Origin of the sequence: Inquilinus sp. YAF38 (assembly GCF_052113205.1) — a bacterium.
GTDB lineage: Bacteria > Pseudomonadota > Alphaproteobacteria > DSM-16000 > Inquilinaceae > Inquilinus.
Genome location: NZ_JBFRCU010000057.1, coordinates 30,761 through 47,358, shown reverse-complemented (window position 1 = coordinate 47,358; position 16,598 = coordinate 30,761). Strand labels below are relative to the sequence as shown.

General features: G+C 69.4%; 18 protein-coding genes. 6 read left to right on the top strand and 12 right to left on the bottom strand.

Going from position 1 to position 16,598, the window contains the following annotated elements; genetic code table 11:
• A partial coding sequence (locus tag AB4Z01_RS23070; protein ID WP_441697961.1) for a LysR family transcriptional regulator occupies nt 1-852 on the bottom strand: 852 nt, incomplete at its 3' end.
• A 99-nt stretch (nt 853-951) separates the two neighbouring features.
• Between AB4Z01_RS23070 and AB4Z01_RS23065 the strand changes: the two genes are divergently transcribed.
• Nucleotides 952-1,716, top strand: a complete 765-nt coding sequence (locus AB4Z01_RS23065; RefSeq protein ID WP_441697959.1) for an SDR family NAD(P)-dependent oxidoreductase — start codon at nt 952-954, stop codon at nt 1,714-1,716.
• 77 nt (nt 1,717-1,793) lie between these two features.
• Here AB4Z01_RS23065 and rplQ read toward each other — a convergent pair whose 3' ends face one another.
• From rplQ to rpsM, 4 genes are all read right to left on the bottom strand, one after another.
• A complete protein-coding gene (gene rplQ, locus AB4Z01_RS23060; protein ID WP_441697957.1) occupies nt 1,794-2,234 on the bottom strand; it encodes a 50S ribosomal protein L17 in 441 nt (146 codons plus the stop codon).
• Nucleotides 2,235-2,354: 120 nt separating this feature from the next.
• On the bottom strand, nt 2,355-3,371 hold the full coding sequence (locus tag AB4Z01_RS23055; RefSeq protein WP_441697964.1) for a DNA-directed RNA polymerase subunit alpha: 1,017 nt from the start codon (nt 3,369-3,371) through the stop codon (nt 2,355-2,357).
• 207 nt (nt 3,372-3,578) lie between these two features.
• A complete protein-coding gene (gene rpsK, locus AB4Z01_RS23050; RefSeq protein WP_309791678.1) occupies nt 3,579-3,983 on the bottom strand; it encodes a 30S ribosomal protein S11 in 405 nt (134 codons plus the stop codon).
• 18 nt (nt 3,984-4,001) lie between these two features.
• Complete coding sequence (rpsM, locus tag AB4Z01_RS23045) at nt 4,002-4,370, bottom strand: 30S ribosomal protein S13 (RefSeq protein WP_441697962.1); 369 nt, start codon at nt 4,368-4,370, stop codon at nt 4,002-4,004.
• A gap of 356 nt (nt 4,371-4,726) precedes the next feature.
• On the opposite strand from rpsM, the gene AB4Z01_RS23040 reads away from it, so the two are divergent.
• Together AB4Z01_RS23040 and AB4Z01_RS23035 are read left to right on the top strand one after the other, a co-directional pair.
• Nucleotides 4,727-5,125 (top strand): carboxymuconolactone decarboxylase family protein, encoded by a 399-nt coding sequence (locus AB4Z01_RS23040; protein ID WP_441697954.1) that lies wholly within the window; start codon nt 4,727-4,729, stop codon nt 5,123-5,125.
• Nucleotides 5,126-5,169: 44 nt separating this feature from the next.
• On the top strand, nt 5,170-6,087 hold the full coding sequence (locus tag AB4Z01_RS23035) for an arginase family protein (protein ID WP_441697953.1): 918 nt from the start codon (nt 5,170-5,172) through the stop codon (nt 6,085-6,087).
• Nucleotides 6,088-6,090: 3 nt separating this feature from the next.
• Here AB4Z01_RS23035 and AB4Z01_RS23030 read toward each other — a convergent pair whose 3' ends face one another.
• A complete protein-coding gene (locus AB4Z01_RS23030; protein ID WP_441697951.1) occupies nt 6,091-6,477 on the bottom strand; it encodes a glycine zipper family protein in 387 nt (128 codons plus the stop codon).
• Between the two features lie 172 nt (nt 6,478-6,649).
• On the opposite strand from AB4Z01_RS23030, the gene AB4Z01_RS23025 reads away from it, so the two are divergent.
• Together AB4Z01_RS23025 and AB4Z01_RS23020 are read left to right on the top strand one after the other, a co-directional pair.
• Nucleotides 6,650-8,233, top strand: a complete 1,584-nt coding sequence (locus AB4Z01_RS23025; protein ID WP_441697950.1) for an inorganic phosphate transporter — start codon at nt 6,650-6,652, stop codon at nt 8,231-8,233.
• Between the two features lie 23 nt (nt 8,234-8,256).
• Entirely contained in the window at nt 8,257-9,261 is a 1,005-nt protein-coding gene (locus tag AB4Z01_RS23020; RefSeq protein WP_441697948.1) for a CorA family divalent cation transporter, read from the top strand.
• Nucleotides 9,262-9,275: 14 nt separating this feature from the next.
• Here the strand turns inward: AB4Z01_RS23020 and AB4Z01_RS23015 are convergent, their stop codons facing one another.
• From AB4Z01_RS23015 to AB4Z01_RS23005, 3 genes are all read right to left on the bottom strand, one after another.
• Nucleotides 9,276-10,439, bottom strand: coding sequence for a LuxR C-terminal-related transcriptional regulator (locus AB4Z01_RS23015; protein WP_441697947.1), 1,164 nt, complete (start codon nt 10,437-10,439; stop codon nt 9,276-9,278).
• A gap of 353 nt (nt 10,440-10,792) precedes the next feature.
• Nucleotides 10,793-11,125, bottom strand: coding sequence for a c-type cytochrome (locus AB4Z01_RS23010; RefSeq protein ID WP_441697945.1), 333 nt, complete (start codon nt 11,123-11,125; stop codon nt 10,793-10,795).
• 108 nt (nt 11,126-11,233) lie between these two features.
• Nucleotides 11,234-12,478: an MgtC/SapB family protein gene (locus tag AB4Z01_RS23005; protein ID WP_441697943.1), complete on the bottom strand. Its 1,245-nt coding sequence runs from the start codon at nt 12,476-12,478 to the stop codon at nt 11,234-11,236.
• 241 nt (nt 12,479-12,719) lie between these two features.
• On the opposite strand from AB4Z01_RS23005, the gene AB4Z01_RS23000 reads away from it, so the two are divergent.
• The gene (locus tag AB4Z01_RS23000; protein WP_441697941.1) at nt 12,720-13,259 is read left to right on the top strand and encodes a DUF1097 domain-containing protein; all 540 of its coding nucleotides are present in this window, start codon (nt 12,720-12,722) and stop codon (nt 13,257-13,259) included.
• A 46-nt stretch (nt 13,260-13,305) separates the two neighbouring features.
• Here AB4Z01_RS23000 and gatB read toward each other — a convergent pair whose 3' ends face one another.
• From gatB to AB4Z01_RS22985, 3 genes are all read right to left on the bottom strand, one after another.
• Nucleotides 13,306-14,760 (bottom strand): Asp-tRNA(Asn)/Glu-tRNA(Gln) amidotransferase subunit GatB, encoded by a 1,455-nt coding sequence (gene gatB, locus AB4Z01_RS22995; protein ID WP_441697939.1) that lies wholly within the window; start codon nt 14,758-14,760, stop codon nt 13,306-13,308.
• 84 nt (nt 14,761-14,844) lie between these two features.
• Entirely contained in the window at nt 14,845-15,330 is a 486-nt protein-coding gene (locus AB4Z01_RS22990) for a RidA family protein (RefSeq protein WP_441697937.1), read from the bottom strand.
• A gap of 50 nt (nt 15,331-15,380) precedes the next feature.
• Nucleotides 15,381-16,556 carry an NAD(P)/FAD-dependent oxidoreductase gene (locus tag AB4Z01_RS22985; RefSeq protein WP_441697935.1) on the bottom strand — a complete coding sequence of 392 codons (1,176 nt, stop codon included), beginning with the start codon at nt 16,554-16,556 and terminating at the stop codon, nt 15,381-15,383.
• Nucleotides 16,557-16,598 lie beyond the last annotated feature (42 nt).

The following is a 16,598-nucleotide window of genomic DNA, read 5'->3' as shown; positions in this document are numbered from 1 at the left end:
CAGCAGCGCCGGCGACCGGTCGCCGCGGCGCCAGACGGCGGCGATCCGGGCCTGCGGCGCACGGCCGGCGAGGCTCAGGTAGCGCACGCCGTGCGGCCGCAGCCGGCGCAGCGACGCCGGCACCAGCGACACGCCGAAGCCGGCCGCGACCAGCGATACGATGGCATGCATCTGATGCGCCGACTGGGCGACCCTCGGCACGAAGCCGGCGGCGGCGCAGACCTCGAGAATGGCGGCGTGAAAGCCCGGCCCCTCGCCCTGCGGGAACATGACGAAGGGCTCGGCGGCGAGGTCGGCGAGATCGATCCGGCCGGACCCCGCCAGCGCATGATCGGCCGGCACCACCGCGACCATCGGCTCGGCCCAGGCCGGGCGCTGCTCCAACCCCTCGCTGTCCGGCAGCGGCGGAATGACGAAACCGAGATCGCCGCGGCCGCCGCGCAGATCGTCGAGCTGCCGCATCGTCGTCGCCTCGCGCAAATCCAGCGCCAGGCCGGGGTGGCGGATGCGCAGCGCCTTCAGCAGCGGCGGCAGGCGCTCGAACATGGCGCTGCCGACGAAGGTGACGCGCAGCAGGCCGGTCAGCCCCTGCCCCGCCTGGCGCGCCACCGCCACCGCGTGCTCGGCCTGGGCCAGAGTGCGCCGTGCCTCCTCCAGCAGCGCCGTACCGGCGGGGGTCAGCGCCACCCGGCGGCGGCTGCGGTCGAACAGCGCCGCGCCGATCACATCCTCCAGCCGCCGCATCGCCGTGCTGAGCGGCGGCTGCGCCATGCCCAGGCGCTCCGCCGCGCGGCGGACATGCCGCTCCTCGGCCACGGCGATGAACTGGCGCAGGAGGCGGAGCTCGATCATCGGCTGATACTCTCCGGATATCAGACGCTCATGATCTCATATTTGAAGTATGCGCGGCACCGTCCCACGTTCCGGCCATCACAGAAGGAGAACGGATCGATGGCACGCATCGTGGTGGTCAGCGGCGGCGGCACGGGCATCGGCCTGGCCGTGGCCAAGCACTTCGCCGGTCAAGGCGAGCAGGTGGTGATCCTCGGCCGCCGCGCCGGCATGCTTGAGGCGGCGGCGGAGGCGATCCGGCGCGAGCATCCGGCCGCGCCGCCGGTGCTGCCGCTGGCGGCCAACCTGTCACAGCCCGACCGGGTCGAGGCCCTGTGCCGGGAGATCCGCTTCCCCGCGGTCGACGTGCTGGTGCATGCGGCCGGCGGCAACGCCATCCTGYAGGCGCCGCCGGGCCATTACGACGACGGGCTGGCCGGGGTGGCCCGGCGCTGGGCCGACAATTTCGCCGGCAACGTGCTGTCCGCCGTGCTGCTGACCGAGGGGCTGCGCGACCGGCTGCGCGCGCCCGGCGGGCGGGTGGTGCTGATCGGCTCGATCGCCGCCTATCGCGGCTCCGGCGCCGGCTGTTATGGCGCCGCCAAGGCCGCGCTGCACCCCTATGGCTACGACCTGGCCGCCGCCCTCGGCCCGCGCGGCATCACCGTCAACATCGTCGCGCCCGGCTATATCCGCGACACCGAGTTCTTCGCCGACCGACTCTCGGCCGAGCGCCAGGCGGCGCTGATCGCCGAGACCGCGACCCGCCGCGCCGGGCTGCCGGCCGACATTGCCGACGCCGTGGCCTGGCTGGCCTCGCCCGGCGCCGCCCATGTCACCGCCCAGGTGATCCAGGTCAATGGCGGCGCCGAGCGCGGGCATTGAACCGACCAATCCGTCATCACCTACGAAAAAGGCCCGGCTTGCGCCGGGCCTCGATCCGTTCACCGTCGTCGGGCCGATCAGCCCTCGGCGCCCTCGGCTTCGCCCGCCGCGGCCTTCATCTCGGCGTCGCGAACCTTGTCGGCGGCGCCCTTGGCGTCGCGGTCGCGCTCGACCAGCTCGATCACCGCCATCGGGGCGGCGTCGCCGTAGCGGAAGCCGGCCTTCAGCACGCGGGAATAGCCGCCGCTGCGGGTCTTGTAGCGCTCGGCGATCACCGAGAACAGCTTGGTCACCACATCGTCGTCGCGCAGCTGGGCATAGGCCAGGCGGCGATTGGCGAGGCCGCCCTTCTTGCCGAGGGTGATCAGCTTCTCGACGATCGGGCGCAGATCCTTCGCCTTCGGCAGGGTGGTCTTGATCTGCTCATGGGTGATCAGAGCCGCCGCCATGTTGGCGAACATCGCCTTGCGATGGCTGCTGGTGCGGCTGAACTTACGTCCGGAAACGCCGTGACGCATGGCGGTCTCTCCTCAAGGCGCGGCCCCCGCGGGGGTCCGATGGCGGGACCCGCCGCCTGCCCTCGGCGAGGACAGAACGGCGGGGGTAAAACCTCGATCAACCGAGGATCGGGCAGCCGATCAGAACGGCTCTTCGAGCTTCTTGGCGAGATCCTCGATGTTCTCCGGCGGCCAGTTCGGGATCTCCATGCCGAGATGGAGGCCCATGGTCGAGAGAACTTCCTTGATCTCGTTCAGCGACTTGCGGCCGAAGTTCGGGGTGCGGAGCATCTCCGCCTCGGTCTTCTGCACCAGGTCGCCGATGTAGACGATGTTGTCGTTCTTCAGGCAGTTGGCCGAGCGCACCGACAGCTCGAGCTCGTCCACCTTCCGCAGCAGGTTGCGGTTGAACGGCATGTCCTCCGAGGTCTCCTCGCGATGGTCGCGCGACGGCTCCTCGAAATTGATGAACAGCTGCAGCTGGTCCTGCAGGATGCGGGCGGCCAGGGCCACCGAATCCTCCGGCGTCACCGCGCCGTTGGTCTCGATCGTCAGGGACAGCTTGTCGTAGTCGGTGACCTGGCCGACGCGGGTGTTCTCGACCTTGTACGAGACCTTGCGGATCGGGCTGTACAGGGCGTCGACCGGGATCAGGCCGATCGGCGCGTCCTCGGGCCGGTTCATGCTGGCCGGGACGTAGCCCTTGCCGTTGTTGACCGTGAACTCCATCGCCAGCTTGGCGCCCTCGTCGAGGGTGCACAGCACCAGCTCGGGGTCCATGATCTCGATGTCCGGCCCGGTGACGATGTCGCCGGCCTTGACCACCTTCGGCCCTTCGATGTTGAGCCGCATCTTCTTCGGGCCCTCGGCGTGCATGCGCAGCGACAGCGCCTTGACGTTGAGGACGATGTCGGTGACGTCCTCGCGGACGCCCGGGATCGACGAGAATTCGTGCAGCACGCCGTCGATGTGGATCGCGGTGACCGCGGCGCCCTGCAGCGACGAGAGCAGCACGCGGCGGACGGCGTTGCCGAGGGTCAGGCCGAAGCCGCGCTCGAGCGGGTCGGCGACGAGGGTCGCCTTGCGCTGGGAATCGTCGCCCGGCTGGACGTCGAGAGCGTTGGGCTTGATCAGTTCCTGCCAGTTGCGCTGAAGCACTGTCATATCATCCTGTTCTGCCACGAGAGGCCGGATACGGCCGAAAATGCCGACGGAGGCCGAAGCCCCCTCCCGATCCCATTCTTGGACCCTGTGGCCAGTGGTCCTGTCCCGGATCGGCCGGCTGAAACCGCGCAAGGGCACCGGCCCGCCGTCCGCGCGCGCCCCGGAGAACCGGGGGGCGGCGGCCGGCGGGCCGGGCAGCCCTTAGACGCGACGCTTCTTGCGCGGACGGACGCCGTTGTGCGGAATCGGCGTGACGTCGCGGATCGAGGTGATCTGGAAGCCGACCGACTGCAGCGCGCGCAGGGCGCTCTCACGGCCGGAGCCGGGGCCCTTCACGTTGATCTCGAGCACGCGCATGCCATGCTCCTGCGCCTTGCGGCCGGCATCCTCGGCGGCCATCTGGGCGGCGTAGGGAGTCGACTTGCGGCTGCCCTTGAAGCCCATGCCACCGGCCGACGACCAGGCAATGGCGTTGCCCTGCGCGTCGGTGATGGTGATCACCGTGTTGTTGAAGGACGAGTTCACGTGGGCGACGCCCGAGGTGATGTTCTTGCGCTCGCGACGACGCAGACGGGCGTTCGCGGTGGCAGCTGCTGGCTTGGCCATGGTTCGCTCGCCTTCCGATTACTTCTTCTTGCCCGCGATGGGCCGCGCCGGGCCCTTGCGGGTACGGGCATTGGTGTGGGTGCGCTGGCCGCGGACCGGCAGGCCCTTGCGGTGACGCAGGCCACGGTAGCAGCCCAGGTCCATCAGCCGCTTGATGTTCATCGCCGTCTCGCGGCGCAGATCGCCTTCGACCGTGAAGTCGGCGTCGATCGACTCGCGGATGCGCAGGATCTCGTCTTCGGTCAGCTCATTGACGCGCCGGTCGGCCGGGATGCCGACCTTGTCGATGATGCTCTGGGACGCGTGACGGCCGATCCCATGGATGTAGGTCAGCGCGATCAGGACGCGCTTCTGGGTCGGAATATTGACGCCGGCGATACGTGCCACGTCGCTCTCCTTGCGGTTGCCACCTTCGGCGCCGCCGCTGCCCTGCCCCACCGGGACCTGACCTGCAACGCCGGGTCTGCTGGTTCATGTCCGCCCACGGGCCGGAGCGGCCACGCGAACGACTTAAGCTTCGGGGCCCTCGGGCTCCGAAGCGCGCGGAGTATAGTGATGGTCGGGACAGAGTCAACCGCCGGGATTCGCGTGCTCGAATCCGCTGGTCGGGACGACAGCGACGCAACCATAACCGGGACCGATCCGGCTTGTCACCTGCGCAATTGTGACGGTTTGCCAGGCCCCATGACGGGGCCGCCCGGCCGTGCCACCCTGCCCGCATCGGAATCGCGAGGAGCATCGCCATGGCATCGGGTCTGGTCGAATACGAGGAGACGTCGCCGGTGGTGCGCGCCGTCTACGACGACATCATGACCACTCGTCGGATCGACAAGGTCAACAACTTCTGGAAGGCGCTGGCGATGCACCCGCCGACGCTGAAGCGGACCTGGGAGAGCCTGAAGGAGGTGATGGCGCCCGGCGCGCTCGACCCGCTCGTGAAGGAGATGGTCTATCTCGCCGTCAGCACGACCAATGGCTGCGGCTACTGCATCGCCTCGCACAGCGTGGCGGCGCGCAAGGCCGGCATGACCGACGAGATGCTGGGCGAGCTGCTGGCCGTGGTCGGCATGGCGAACGAGACCAACCGCCTGGTCAACGGCCTGCAGGTGCCGATCGACGAGGCGTTCCGCCGGCCTGAGTGACGATCCGCCATCGCGAACCATCCCCCCCGCACACGGAGAGATCATTGCCCCCATACGCCGGCATCGCGACCTTCCTCAACGCCCCGCACCGCACCCGGCCGGAGGGCGGCCGCCCCGCCGCCGCGGTGCTGGGCCTGCCCTTCGATTTCGGCACCACCAACCGGCCCGGCTCACGCTTCGGCCCCGGCGCCATCCGCGCTGCCAGCCGGACGCTGACCGGCGACGACCATCCCGACCTCGGCCTGAGCCCGGAGGAGCGGCTGGATCTCTACGACGCCGGGGACGCCGCGCCGATCACCGCCGACATCGCCGGCAGCCTGGAGGCGATCCGCGCCGCGGCGGCGGAACAGATCGGCGCCGGCGCCCGCCTGCTGGCCTTCGGCGGCGACCACACCGTCACCTTGCCGCTGCTGGAGGCTACGGCGGCAAAGCACGGCCCGCTGGCGCTGATGCAGTTCGATGCCCATGTCGACACCTGGGCCGGCACGCCCACGGCACCGATCTATCACGGCTCCTGGCTGCGCCATGCGATCAGGCGCGGCCTGGTCGACCCGCGGGCCACGGTGCAGGTCGGGCTGCACAGCCCGGTCGACCGCGCCACCGCGGCCTGGACCCGGGACCAGGGCGTCACCGGCCTGTCCGCCGAGAGCATCCATCTCGACGGCATCGACCGGACGGTCGAGCGGATCCGCGCCGTGCTCGGCGACCGCCCGGCCTATCTGACCTTCGACATCGACGGCATCGACCCCGGCCTGGCGCCCGGCGTCGCCTGCCCGGAGGCCGGCGGCCTGTTCCCGTGGCAGGCGCTGGCGCTGCTGCGCCGGCTGGGCGATGTCGGCTGGGTCGGGGCGGACGTGGTCGAGACCTGCCCGCCCTACGACCAGGGCGAGGTCACCGCCGTGCTGGCCGCCACCATCGGCTGGACCTGGCTGTGCCTGCTGGCGGCGCGGACGCCGGCCTGACCGTCAATCCAATACGGCGTAGCCGCGGCGGATCATGCAGTTCCGCACAATGTTCTGCGTGCTGTTGGCGGCGGAGGCGCCGCCGCCGACCACGCCGGTGAGGCCGCCGACACCCGCGCCGATCGCAGCGCCCCGCCCGGCATTGCCGGTGAAGGCGCCGATGATCGCGCCGCCCGCCGCACCGACACCGGCGCCGAGCAGCGCCCCGCCGACGGTGCGGCCGCCCGCATCGACCTGCTTGGCCAGCTGCTGGCACTGGCCGACATCGTATTCGTAGTTGCGCCCGCCAGCGACCGAGGTCGCGGGGTCGATGATCGGCCGCACCTGGTCGGCGCAGCCGGCGAGGCCCAGAGCCACGACGGCGAAAACGGCTGCTCTGTTCAAGCCCATGTCACTCTCCCTCGATCGGCCGGAAAACGGCGCTACGACACTATCATAGCCAAATGAGACCATTTTCGGCCAAGAGCCACGTGCCCCGCCACCGTCCGCAAACCATAACATAACCGTAACATCCGGCTTGTAGGGTCACCGCATCGCACCATCGCAGCCGGCGAGGCCCCGTATGACCAGTTCTGTGCTCGACACCAGGCCGACAGGGGGGCTGAGCCGCCTGACGCCCCTGGCCGTCATCGCCCTGCTCATCTTCGGCGTGATCTATGCCGGCTGGAGCCTGGCCAACGACCTCGGCGACGTGCATTCGCCGAGCCTGCTGCCCTTCATCCTGCTCGGCATCGCCCTCTTGATCGCGCTCGGTTTCGAGTTCGTCAACGGCTTCCACGACACCGCCAACGCGGTGGCGACGGTGATCTACACCAACTCGCTGCCGCCGACGGTGGCGGTGATCTGGTCCGGCTTCTTCAACTTCCTGGGCGTCCTGACCTCCACCGGCCTGGTCGCCTTCGGCATCATCTCGCTGCTGCCGGTCGAGCTGATCCTGCAGGTCGGCAGCAATGCCGGCTTCGCCATGGTGTTCGCCCTGCTGATCGCCGCGATCATCTGGAATGTCGGCACCTGGTATTTCGGCCTGCCCTCCTCCTCCTCGCATACGCTGATCGGCTCGATCATCGGCGTCGGCCTGATGAACCAGCTGATGGCGATCCCCGGCACCGGCACCAGCGGCGTGGACTGGTCGCAGGCGCTGGGCATCGGCAAGTCGCTCCTGCTGTCGCCGTTGATCGGCTTCGCCGCCGCGGCACTGCTGCTGCTGGCCGCCAAGGCGCTGATCAAGCGGCCGGAGCTGTACCGCGCGCCGGAAGGCAACACGCCGCCGCCGCTGTGGATCCGCGGCCTGCTGGTGCTGACCTGCACCGGCGTCAGCTTCGCCCATGGCTCGAATGACGGCCAGAAGGGCATGGGGCTGATCATGCTGATCCTGATCGGCACCGTGCCCACCGCCTATGCCCTGAACCGGGCGATGCCGGAGGCGCAGATCACCGCGTTCGAGCAGGCGTCGGACCAGGCCGCCGGGGTGCTGACCCGCTATGCCGGCGACGTCGCCGCGCCGGCCGATGCACGGGCGGCGGTGACCGCCTATGTCCGCGACCGGACCCTGGCGCCGGAGACGGTGCCGGCGCTGGTCGCCCTGGCCCATGAGATCGACCGCAGCGTCGCCGGCCGCAGCTCGCTGGCCTCGGTGCCGGCCGAGCAGACCGGCAACATCCGCAACGACATGTACCTGACCTCCGAAGCGCTGAAGCAGATGGCGAAGACCAGCTCGCCCGCCTTCAGCGCCGATGACGGCAAGGTGCTGACCCAGTATCGCGGCTATCTCGACCAGGCCACCAAGTTCATCCCCGACTGGGTCAAGGTGGCGGTCGCCATCGCGCTGGGCCTCGGCACCATGGTCGGCTGGAAACGCATCGTCGTCACCGTCGGCGAGAAGATCGGCAAGGAGCACCTGACCTACGCCCAGGGCGGCTCGGCCGAGCTGGTGGCGATGGCGACGATCGGCGCCGCCGACATGTACGGCCTGCCGGTCAGCACCACCCATGTGCTGTCCTCCGGCGTCGCCGGGACCATGGCGGCGAACCGCTCCGGCCTGCAATGGAGCACGATCCGCAACCTGCTGATGGCCTGGGTGCTGACCCTGCCGGTCTCGATCGCCCTGGCCGGCACGCTCTACTGGCTGCTGCGGCACCTGTTCTGATCCGGGACCGGACTTTGGAGGCGGTGCGAGCAGCGCCGGTCAGCTTCCATTTCGGCGACGCCGTCGCCGCCGCCTACCGCTTCGACCCCGAGTCCGGCGCCTGCCGCCAGACCGGGGTCGATCCCTTGCCGGAGGTGGGTGAGGGCTGGGTCTGGCTGCATCTGAAGCTGACCGATACCCGCGCCCGGCACTGGCTGGGCCGCCACGGCACCCTGCCGCCGGCCGTGGCGCAGTGGCTGCTGGACGGGCCCGACCGGGTCCAGATGCAGCGGCTGGACGGCTGGCTGGTCGGCGCCGCCAACGGGCTGCACCATGATTTCGCCTTCGAGCCGGACCAGATCGGCCGCCTGCGCTTCTGCGTCGGGCCGAACCTGCTGGTCACCGGCCGACGCCACCCGTTGCGCGTGGTCGACGAGATCCGCCGCAGCCTGGCCGCGGGGAGAGCACCGGAGACCCCGCTCGGCATGCTGGCCCTGATCGCCGGGCACCTGGCGGCGGAGGCCGAGGCGACGGTCGAGAAGCTGATGGATGAGGTCGACGGCATCGAGGACCGGGTGCTGGACGACCGGTCGACCAGCCGCACGGTCGAGGACCGCCAGGCACTCGGCCGCATCCGCCGCCGCGCCGCGACCCTGCGCCGCCATCTGCTGCCCGAGGGTGCCGTGGTCGCCGCCGGCCTGGACGACATGCCGGGCTGGGCCGACCCGGCCGGCCGCGCCGGCCTGGCCGCCGCCGCCGAGCGCTTCCGTCGCGCCGCCCGCGGCGTGGACGAGGTGATCGACCGCGCCCGCATGCTGCAGGAGGAGATCGCGGCGCAGCGGGCCGAGGCGATGAACCGCAGCCTGCTGGTGCTGGCCATCCTGACCGCGGTGTTCCTGCCGATGACGCTGATCACCGGCATCTTCGGCATGAACGTCGCCGGCCTGCCGGGGCTACAGGATCCGGGCGCCTTCCTATGGGTGATGCTGCTGATCCTGGCCGCCGGCGTGGCGACGCTGGTGCTGATGTTCTGGCGGAGAATGTTCTGAAAGCCTGAGCGCGGCTATTCCGCCGCGGTGCGGCTGCCGAGCGCCGGCAGGTTGCGCAGCAGGAGGCGCACCAGCTCCGACTGCCGGTTGGTGCGGGTCTTGAGGAAGATCTTCTTGAGATGGTTGCGGATCGTCTCGTAGCTGACGTCGAGGCGGGTCGCGATCGCCTTCAGCGACAGGCCGGTCGCCAGCTCGCCGGCGATCCGCGCCTCGGTCAGGGTCAGGCCGTACAGCCGCCGCAGCTCCGGCTGCGACAGCTGGTTCGCCGATGTCGGCGCGGCGATGAAGATCGCCGCCTTGGGCGCGGTCAGGCTCAGCAGCGGCCGGTTGCGGCTGACCGGCGTGACCAGGACCGCCAGCTGATCGCCGCCGCCCGTATCCGACAGGGTCAGCCCGCCACCCGGCTCCGTCCGCGGATCGTCGAGGACGATCGAGGCCGCGGCGATCAGTTGGCGCAGCTTCGTGGTCTCGTTCGGCTGCGAGGCGCAGAGCAGGCCGCGCTGGTCGACCCGCAACGAGGTGCCGGCCCGCAGCAGCGTCTCGGCGGCACGGTTGGAGAAGGAGACCCGGCCGGTCGGATCGGTCAGGATCACGCCGATCGACAGGCGGTCCAGGCCGGTCTCGAGCGCGTCGCGCTGGGTGACCACGTCGCCGAGCCGCTGATGGACCTGGGCGGCGCGGGCGAAATGAGGCAGCAGCCTGCGCATCAACTCCGCCAGCCGCGCCGTCTCCTCCGTCGTGACCGGATCGGCATGCAGCACGCTGACATGGGCCGAGACGCCGCCGCGGCGCAGGAAGGTGCCACCGACGCCGGACAGCAGCTGCTGCGGCCGCAGCCAATCGGAGAAGAATTCGGTCCGCTCCAGATTGGAGCGCGGCACCAGCGTGTCGCTGATCGTGACCTCGCCGACGGCGCGGTTCAGGACCCGCTCGCTCCACGGATTCAGCCGCCAGAAATGCTGGCCATAGCTGTCGAGGAAGGCCTGGTCCCAGCGGCTGGTCGCGGCCAGCGCCTCGAAGGATGTGGTCTCGGCGGTGTCGGATTCGTGCAGCAGGTACAGGCTGGCGTGGCCATCGGCGAACAGGCAGGCAAGATCGTTGAGAACCGAATCCCACAGACCGTGGTCAAGCGCCGCGTCGTAGATTCTCGCGATCAGGTCCGGGAGATCATCCGCCATCTCGGGAACGATCCTCGACTGGACACAGAGGGAATCGGCCTTGTGTCGCGGCACCCGACTGGCTGAGCCAGCGTCTTGATGAAGATAGTCCATTTGGGTCAGGTTGCCACCCTCAATTTGCAGGTAGGACCGGAATCGGTTTTCAGTCATTCTCCGGGTGTTTCAGGGTATGAAGATTACAGACACCCGCGAAGATTGATATAAATTTTATTCAATCTGAGGCATTTCGTTAAAAATCAGAGGCCGAGCGGCTCGTCCGGGGAGGTTCAACCGAGGGCGATGTGCAGACCGACGGCATTTGGGACAGGCCACACCCGTTCGGTGTGGCCTGTCTCGCATCTGGGCCGACGTCCCTATTCCGGTGCGGAGAACCGGATGCCGGAATACCAGGCGGCAAGATCTTCGATATCCTGATCGCTCAACTGCTTGGCGATGGCCGACATCTGCGGATCGGTGCGTTCGCCGCTGCGGAAAGCCTTCAACTGCTTCTCGAGATCGATGGGGTTCTTGCCGGCGATGGTCGGGACACCCGGCATCCGGGCCAGGCCGCTGAGTCCGTGGCACGCCGCGCATTGCCGGGCCTTGGCCCGGCCGGCGATGCTGTCCCCCGCCGCCCATGCAGCGTCGGAAGTCGCCGTCCCGGAAACCGCCAGCAGGGCCAGCCCCGCCAGTATCCGCTTGAGCATGACCCTGCCTCCCGTCGGTTTGCGCTCAGCCTTCATGCCGGATCCGGTAGATCGCCCCGGCGAAATCGTCGGAGACCAGGCTTTCCGTTTCCGAGAAGGCCCGAGACATCAGATGGTGACAAAGCCGGCCGCACCGGCGGCCAGCATGGCGACGGTCGCCGGCAGGATGCGCAGCGCCATCGCCCGGCCGCCCAGGACGACGGCGAGTCCGGCCTTGACGAGGGTGTTCACCCCGGCCGCGATCAGCACCACCGTGGCGCCGGCCGTGATGTCGAGCCCGCCCCGGGCCAGCCGCGCCGCCGACAGGGTGATCGCATCGACATCGGCCAGGCCGGAGATCGCGGCGAGCAGATAGAGGCCGGCGACGCCGAGCGTGTCGTCCAGGACCTTCGACAGCAGCAGCACCGCCGTGATCAGCGCCACGATCTTCAGCGCCGACCACAGGTCCAGCGGATTGCCGAGCGGCGGCGCCTCGCTGGTCTTGTCGGCGGCGGCCCGCCACAGCCACAGGCCGCTGCCGATCGCCACCACCGCGGCGCCGGCGAGGGGCGCCGCCAAGGCCAGCGCCAGTGGCGGGTGCAGGACCAGAACCAGCAGGGCGACGCGCACCACCATCACCGCCCAGGCGGCGACGATGCCGGCGGCCAGCGCCGGCGCTGCCTGCGGCGCGGCCTGCGCTTGGCGGGCGAAGACCAGGGTCAATGCGGTGGAGGAGACCAGCCCGCCCAGCAGCCCGGTCAGCAGCGTCCCGACCCGGGCGCCGGCGATGCGCACGGCGGCGTAGCCGGCGAAGGACAGGCCGGCGACCAGCACCACCAGCCACCAGATCTTGGCCGGGTTGATCGCTTCCCACGGGTCGAGCGTCCGGTCCGGCAGGAAGGGCGGCACCACCACCGCGATCAACAGGAACTGCAGCGCCGCCGCGGTCTCGACCGCGGTAAAGCGCTCCAGCCAGCCATGCAGCCGAGCCTTCTCGCGCAGCAGCAGGGCCACGATCACGGCACCGCCCATGCCTTCCAGGTCGCGCCCGACCCCGGCGGCGGCGCCGAGCAGGGCGGTGACCAGCAGCGCGACCTCGGTGGTCAGGCCCAGGCCGCCGCCGCTGTCGCGCCAATAGGCGGCCAGCATGTAGGCCCCGATCGCCGCCAGGAACAGCAGCAGCGGGCCGGGCCCGAGATCGGGCGCCAGGAACGCGGCGACGCCGGCGCCGAAGCCGGTGATGGCGAAGGTGCGGAGGCCGGCGGCGCGGCGGCCTTCGGGCCGGTCCCGGTCGGTCCAGCCGCGCTCCAGCCCGATAATCAGGCCGACGGCGAGGGCGGCGCCGAGGTGGAGGGCCGAAGACGTCTCATCCATCCGCACTCTCCGCTGCGCCGCCGATCCGGCGACCATAGCCGAAAGGCCGGAGGACGCGAACCGAGGGATGCGCGCCGCCACCACCGGAAGAATTCGGCTGGATGGCCGGGCCACGACCTAGGAACTCAGCCCTCGATCGGCCGAAGAACTCATACTTTGTTACAGTAGGAATCCGGACGATTTGCATCCAATAATATGCCTCCGCCTGAAAACAATAATATTGATTTGGGGGAAAATCGCCATGTCCAAACTGTTTGCTCTGTCCTTGAGCATAGCGGTGCTCGGGGCGGTATGGGCCTTCCTTGCCTTGGGGCCGCTCAGCGGCTTCGTCCTGGTCTGGGCCGGATTCATCGCCTGGGGGTGCTTCTTCCACTCCGGTGCCGACGACAAGGCGCTGACCAAGACGATCGCCGGCAACGTCTATGGCGCCGTGGTCGCCTGGATCGCGCTGCTGATCATCGTCAAGGTCCCGATGCCCGCGCTCGGCACGGTGTGGCCGGCCATCGTCGTCGGCGTCACCGTCTTCTTCCTGGTGATCGTCGCTTCGGTCGACCTGCTGTCGGTGGTCCCGGCCAATGTCTATGGCTATGCCGCGACCGTGGCCTATTCGCTGCATCAGGGCGCGGACGCAGCTGGCGTCGGGCCGCTGCAGCGCCTGACCACGGTCAGCGCCGGCAACCCGCTGATCCTGCTGATCGTCTCGATGGTGATCGGGGCGCTGTTCGGCTACGCCTCGGCCAAGCTCGCGGGGGCACTGGCCAAGTCGGCCGCTCCAGCCTAGCCGTTCGGTTCGCCGGCATCGCACGCGGCGATGCCGGCGGAGCGGATCAACCGTTCAGCCTGGTCTTCAGCAGCTCGTTCAGCATGGCCGGGTTGGCCTTGCCGCCCGAGGCCTTCATCACCTGGCCGACGAAGAACCCGAACAGCTTGTCCTTGCCCGAGCGGTACTCGGCCACCTTGTCGGCCTGCGCCGCCATCACCTGGTCGATCACCGCCTCGATCGCGCCGGTGTCGGTGACCTGCTTCAGCCCCTTGGCCTCGACGATGGCGCCGGCATCCTGCCCGGTCTCCATCATCTCGGCGAACACGTCCTTGGCGATGCGGCCGGAGATGGTGTTGTCGGCGATCAGGTCGACCAGCCCACCCAGCTGCTCGGCCGAGACCGGGCTGTCCTCGATCTCGCGACCCGCCTTGGCCAGGCCGCCGAACAGCTCGTTGATCACCCAGTTCGCCGCCAGCTTCGGGTCGCGCCCCTTGGCCGCGCGCTCGTAGAAGAAGGCCTTGGCCTGCTCGGCCACCAGCACCCCGGCATCATAGGCCGACAGGCCGTATTCGCTGATGAACCGCGCCTTCTTCTCGTCCGGCAGCTCCGGCAGGGTCAGGGCGATGCGCTCGACATAGCCGTCTTCCAGCACCAGCGGCAGCAGGTCCGGGTCGGGGAAATAGCGGTAGTCATGCGCATCTTCCTTGGTGCGCAGCGACCGCGTCTCGCCCTTGTTCGGGTCCCACAGCCGGGTTTCCTGGTTGATCGACCCGCCGCCCTCGATGATCTCGACCTGGCGCCGCGCCTCGAACTCGATCGCCGACATCACGTGGCGGATCGAGTTGACGTTCTTGACCTCGCAGCGCGTGCCGAAGGCGGTGTCGCCGACCTTGCGCACCGACACGTTGACGTCGCAGCGCATGGAGCCTTCCTCCATGTTGCCGTCGCAGGTGCCGAGATAGCGCAGGATCGAGCGCAGCTTGCGCAAGTAAGCCGAGGCGTCGTCCGGGCTGCGCAGGTCGGGCTCCGACACGATCTCCATCAGCGCCACGCCGGACCGGTTCAGGTCGACGAAGGTCTCGCGCGGCGACTGGTCGTGCAGGCTCTTGCCCGCATCCTGCTCGAGATGCAGCCGGGTGATGCCGACGGTGCGGGCCGACCCGTCCGGCAGGTCGAGCACAATCTCGCCGGTGCCGACGATCGGATCCTTGTACTGGCTGATCTGGTAGCCCTGCGGCAAGTCGGCATAGAAGTAGTTCTTGCGGTCGAACACCGAGCGGCGGTTGATCTGCGCCTTGAGGCCGAGGCCGGTCTTCACCGCCTGCTCGACGCAATAATCGTTGATCACCGGCAGCATGCCGGGCATGGCGGCATCGACCAGGCTGACCTGGCTGTTCGGGGCCGCGCCGAAATCTGCGGCCGCGCCGGAGAACAGCTTGGCCTTGGAGATGACCTGGGCATGGACCTCGAGCCCGATCACCGTCTCCCAGGTGCCCGTCTCGCCCTCGACCGTGTACATGGAACCGCTCGCACTCAAACCGTCCGGAAGCGAGACAGGGAGCGCGGATGGGGGTGCCGTGTCAAGGCTTTCGCCGCTGCCGCGCTATGGCCGGATAGCAACCTCCGCCTCGATCTCCACCGCCAGGCCGAAGGGCAAGCCGGCCATGCCGACGGCGGAGCGGGAATGCGCCCCGCGCTCCGGTCCGAAGACCTCGACGATCAGGTCGGTGAAGCCGTTGATCACAAGGGGATAGCGGTTGAAGCCGGGCGCCGCGTTGACCATGCCGAAGGCACGCAGCCAGGCGGTGATGCGGTCGAGGTCACCGAGCGCCTGTTTGAGGCTGGCCAGGATGGCGAGGCCGGTCAGCCGCGCGGCCTGATACCCCTGCTCCTCGGTCAGCTCCTGCCCGACCTTGCCGAGCAGTGGCGCCAGCGACCCGTCCGGCGCCAGGGCGCCATGGCCCGAGACATAGGCCCGGTCGCCATGGATTCGGACCCAGGGAAAGCTCAAGCTTACGCCGGGCGGCAGCTTGATCGGGGCCGGGAGCTGCAGCTCCAATGCCGTGAGCCTCGCTTCGATCTCGGCCATTGGTGCGGCCTCCCTATGCGTGCCGGCCGATGCTACAGGCCGGCCGCCCGTCAGACCACGTTCAGCTCGACGATCGGCCGGTTCTCCAGGATCCGGGTGAAGGCGAAGGGCGACAGGTCGAGGCTGCGGAAGCCGTCATGGGCAATCAGCTCGGCCACGCCGCGGCCCGCGGCCGGCGACTGCTGCAGCCCGTGGCCGGAGAAGCCGTTGGCGAAGATCAGGTTCGGCAGGTCGGGATGCGGCCCGATGATGGCGTTGTGGTCGACCGTGTTCATCTCGTAATGGCCGGCCCAGGCATTGACCACCTTCAGGCTCTCGAAGGCCGGCACCCGCTCGGCCAGCGCCGGCCACATCATTTCGTCGAACAGGCCGTGGTCGACCGTCAAATCCTCGGTGTCCGGGTCCTCGCCCGTCGGTGGGGCGCCGCAGATGAACAGGTTGCCCTCGGGCCGGAACCAGACGCCCGAGGGGTCGATCACCAGCGGGCAGCCTTCGAGCGTCTGGCGGCAGTCGAAGACGAAGACGCAGCGCTTGCGGCCCTCGACCGGCAGGGCGATGCCGGCCAGCGCCGCGACCTTGCCGGCCTGCGGCCCGGCGGCGTTGACCAGTGTGCCGCAGCCGATGCGGCCGCCCTGCGCCAGGGTCACGCCGGTCACCCTTCCGCCGGCCCGGTCGATGCCGGTGACGGTGTCGGTGATGTAGGTGGCGCCGAGCGACCGGGCCTTGCGCTTGAACGCCTGCAGCAGGCTGTAGCCGTCGAACCAGCCCTCGCCGGCCAGGCCGAGCGAGCCGGCCGACAGCCCGTCGACATTCAGCCAGGGGAAGCGCTCGGCCAGCTGGTCCGGCGCCATCAGGTCGACGGCGACGCCCTCGCCCACCTGCATCTCGTGGTTGGCCTGCAGCACCGGCAGCCCGGCCGGGGTGGCGAGGAACAGGTAGCCCTTCTCGTGGAAGCCGAAATCCGGCACCTCGCCCTCGACCTCGAGCCAGCGCTCCGGGTGCTTCAGCACCTCCAGCCCGAAGCGGGAGACCGCGACGTTGAAGGGGGTGGAGAATTGCTGCCGGATCGAGGAGGCGGAGAGCGCCGAGGAGGCGGTGCGGTAGGTCGGGTCGCGCTCGATGACCGCGACCGTGCCGTCGAAGCCCGGCTCCAGCATCAGGAAGCAGGCAATGGCGCTGCCGATGGCGCCGCCGCCGATGATGACCACGTCGAAGTTGTCCGCCATGACCGCACCCGTCCGGAGTTTTCCGACTCCTACGCCGCCGCC

Excerpts from the sequence above, each read along its gene's own strand:
- AB4Z01_RS23010 (WP_441697945.1), bottom strand. The coding sequence starts at position 11,125 with ATGCTCAAGCGGATACTGGCGGGGCTGGCCCTGCTGGCGGTTTCCGGG.
- AB4Z01_RS23030 (WP_441697951.1), bottom strand. The coding sequence starts at position 6,477 with ATGGGCTTGAACAGAGCAGCCGTTTTCGCCGTCGTGGCTCTGGGCCTC.
- AB4Z01_RS23000 (WP_441697941.1), top strand. The coding sequence starts at position 12,720 with ATGTCCAAACTGTTTGCTCTGTCCTTGAGCATAGCGGTGCTCGGGGCG.
- AB4Z01_RS23005 (WP_441697943.1), bottom strand. The coding sequence starts at position 12,478 with ATGGATGAGACGTCTTCGGCCCTCCACCTCGGCGCCGCCCTCGCCGTC.
- AB4Z01_RS23015 (WP_441697947.1), bottom strand. The coding sequence starts at position 10,439 with ATGGCGGATGATCTCCCGGACCTGATCGCGAGAATCTACGACGCGGCG.
- rpsK (WP_309791678.1), bottom strand. The coding sequence starts at position 3,983 with ATGGCCAAGCCAGCAGCTGCCACCGCGAACGCCCGTCTGCGTCGTCGC.
- AB4Z01_RS22985 (WP_441697935.1), bottom strand. The coding sequence starts at position 16,556 with ATGGCGGACAACTTCGACGTGGTCATCATCGGCGGCGGCGCCATCGGC.
- rplQ (WP_441697957.1), bottom strand. The coding sequence starts at position 2,234 with ATGCGTCACGGCGTTTCCGGACGTAAGTTCAGCCGCACCAGCAGCCAT.
- gatB (WP_441697939.1), bottom strand. The coding sequence starts at position 14,760 with ATGTACACGGTCGAGGGCGAGACGGGCACCTGGGAGACGGTGATCGGG.
- AB4Z01_RS22990 (WP_441697937.1), bottom strand. The coding sequence starts at position 15,330 with ATGGCCGAGATCGAAGCGAGGCTCACGGCATTGGAGCTGCAGCTCCCG.
- AB4Z01_RS23040 (WP_441697954.1), top strand. The coding sequence starts at position 4,727 with ATGGCATCGGGTCTGGTCGAATACGAGGAGACGTCGCCGGTGGTGCGC.
- AB4Z01_RS23025 (WP_441697950.1), top strand. The coding sequence starts at position 6,650 with ATGACCAGTTCTGTGCTCGACACCAGGCCGACAGGGGGGCTGAGCCGC.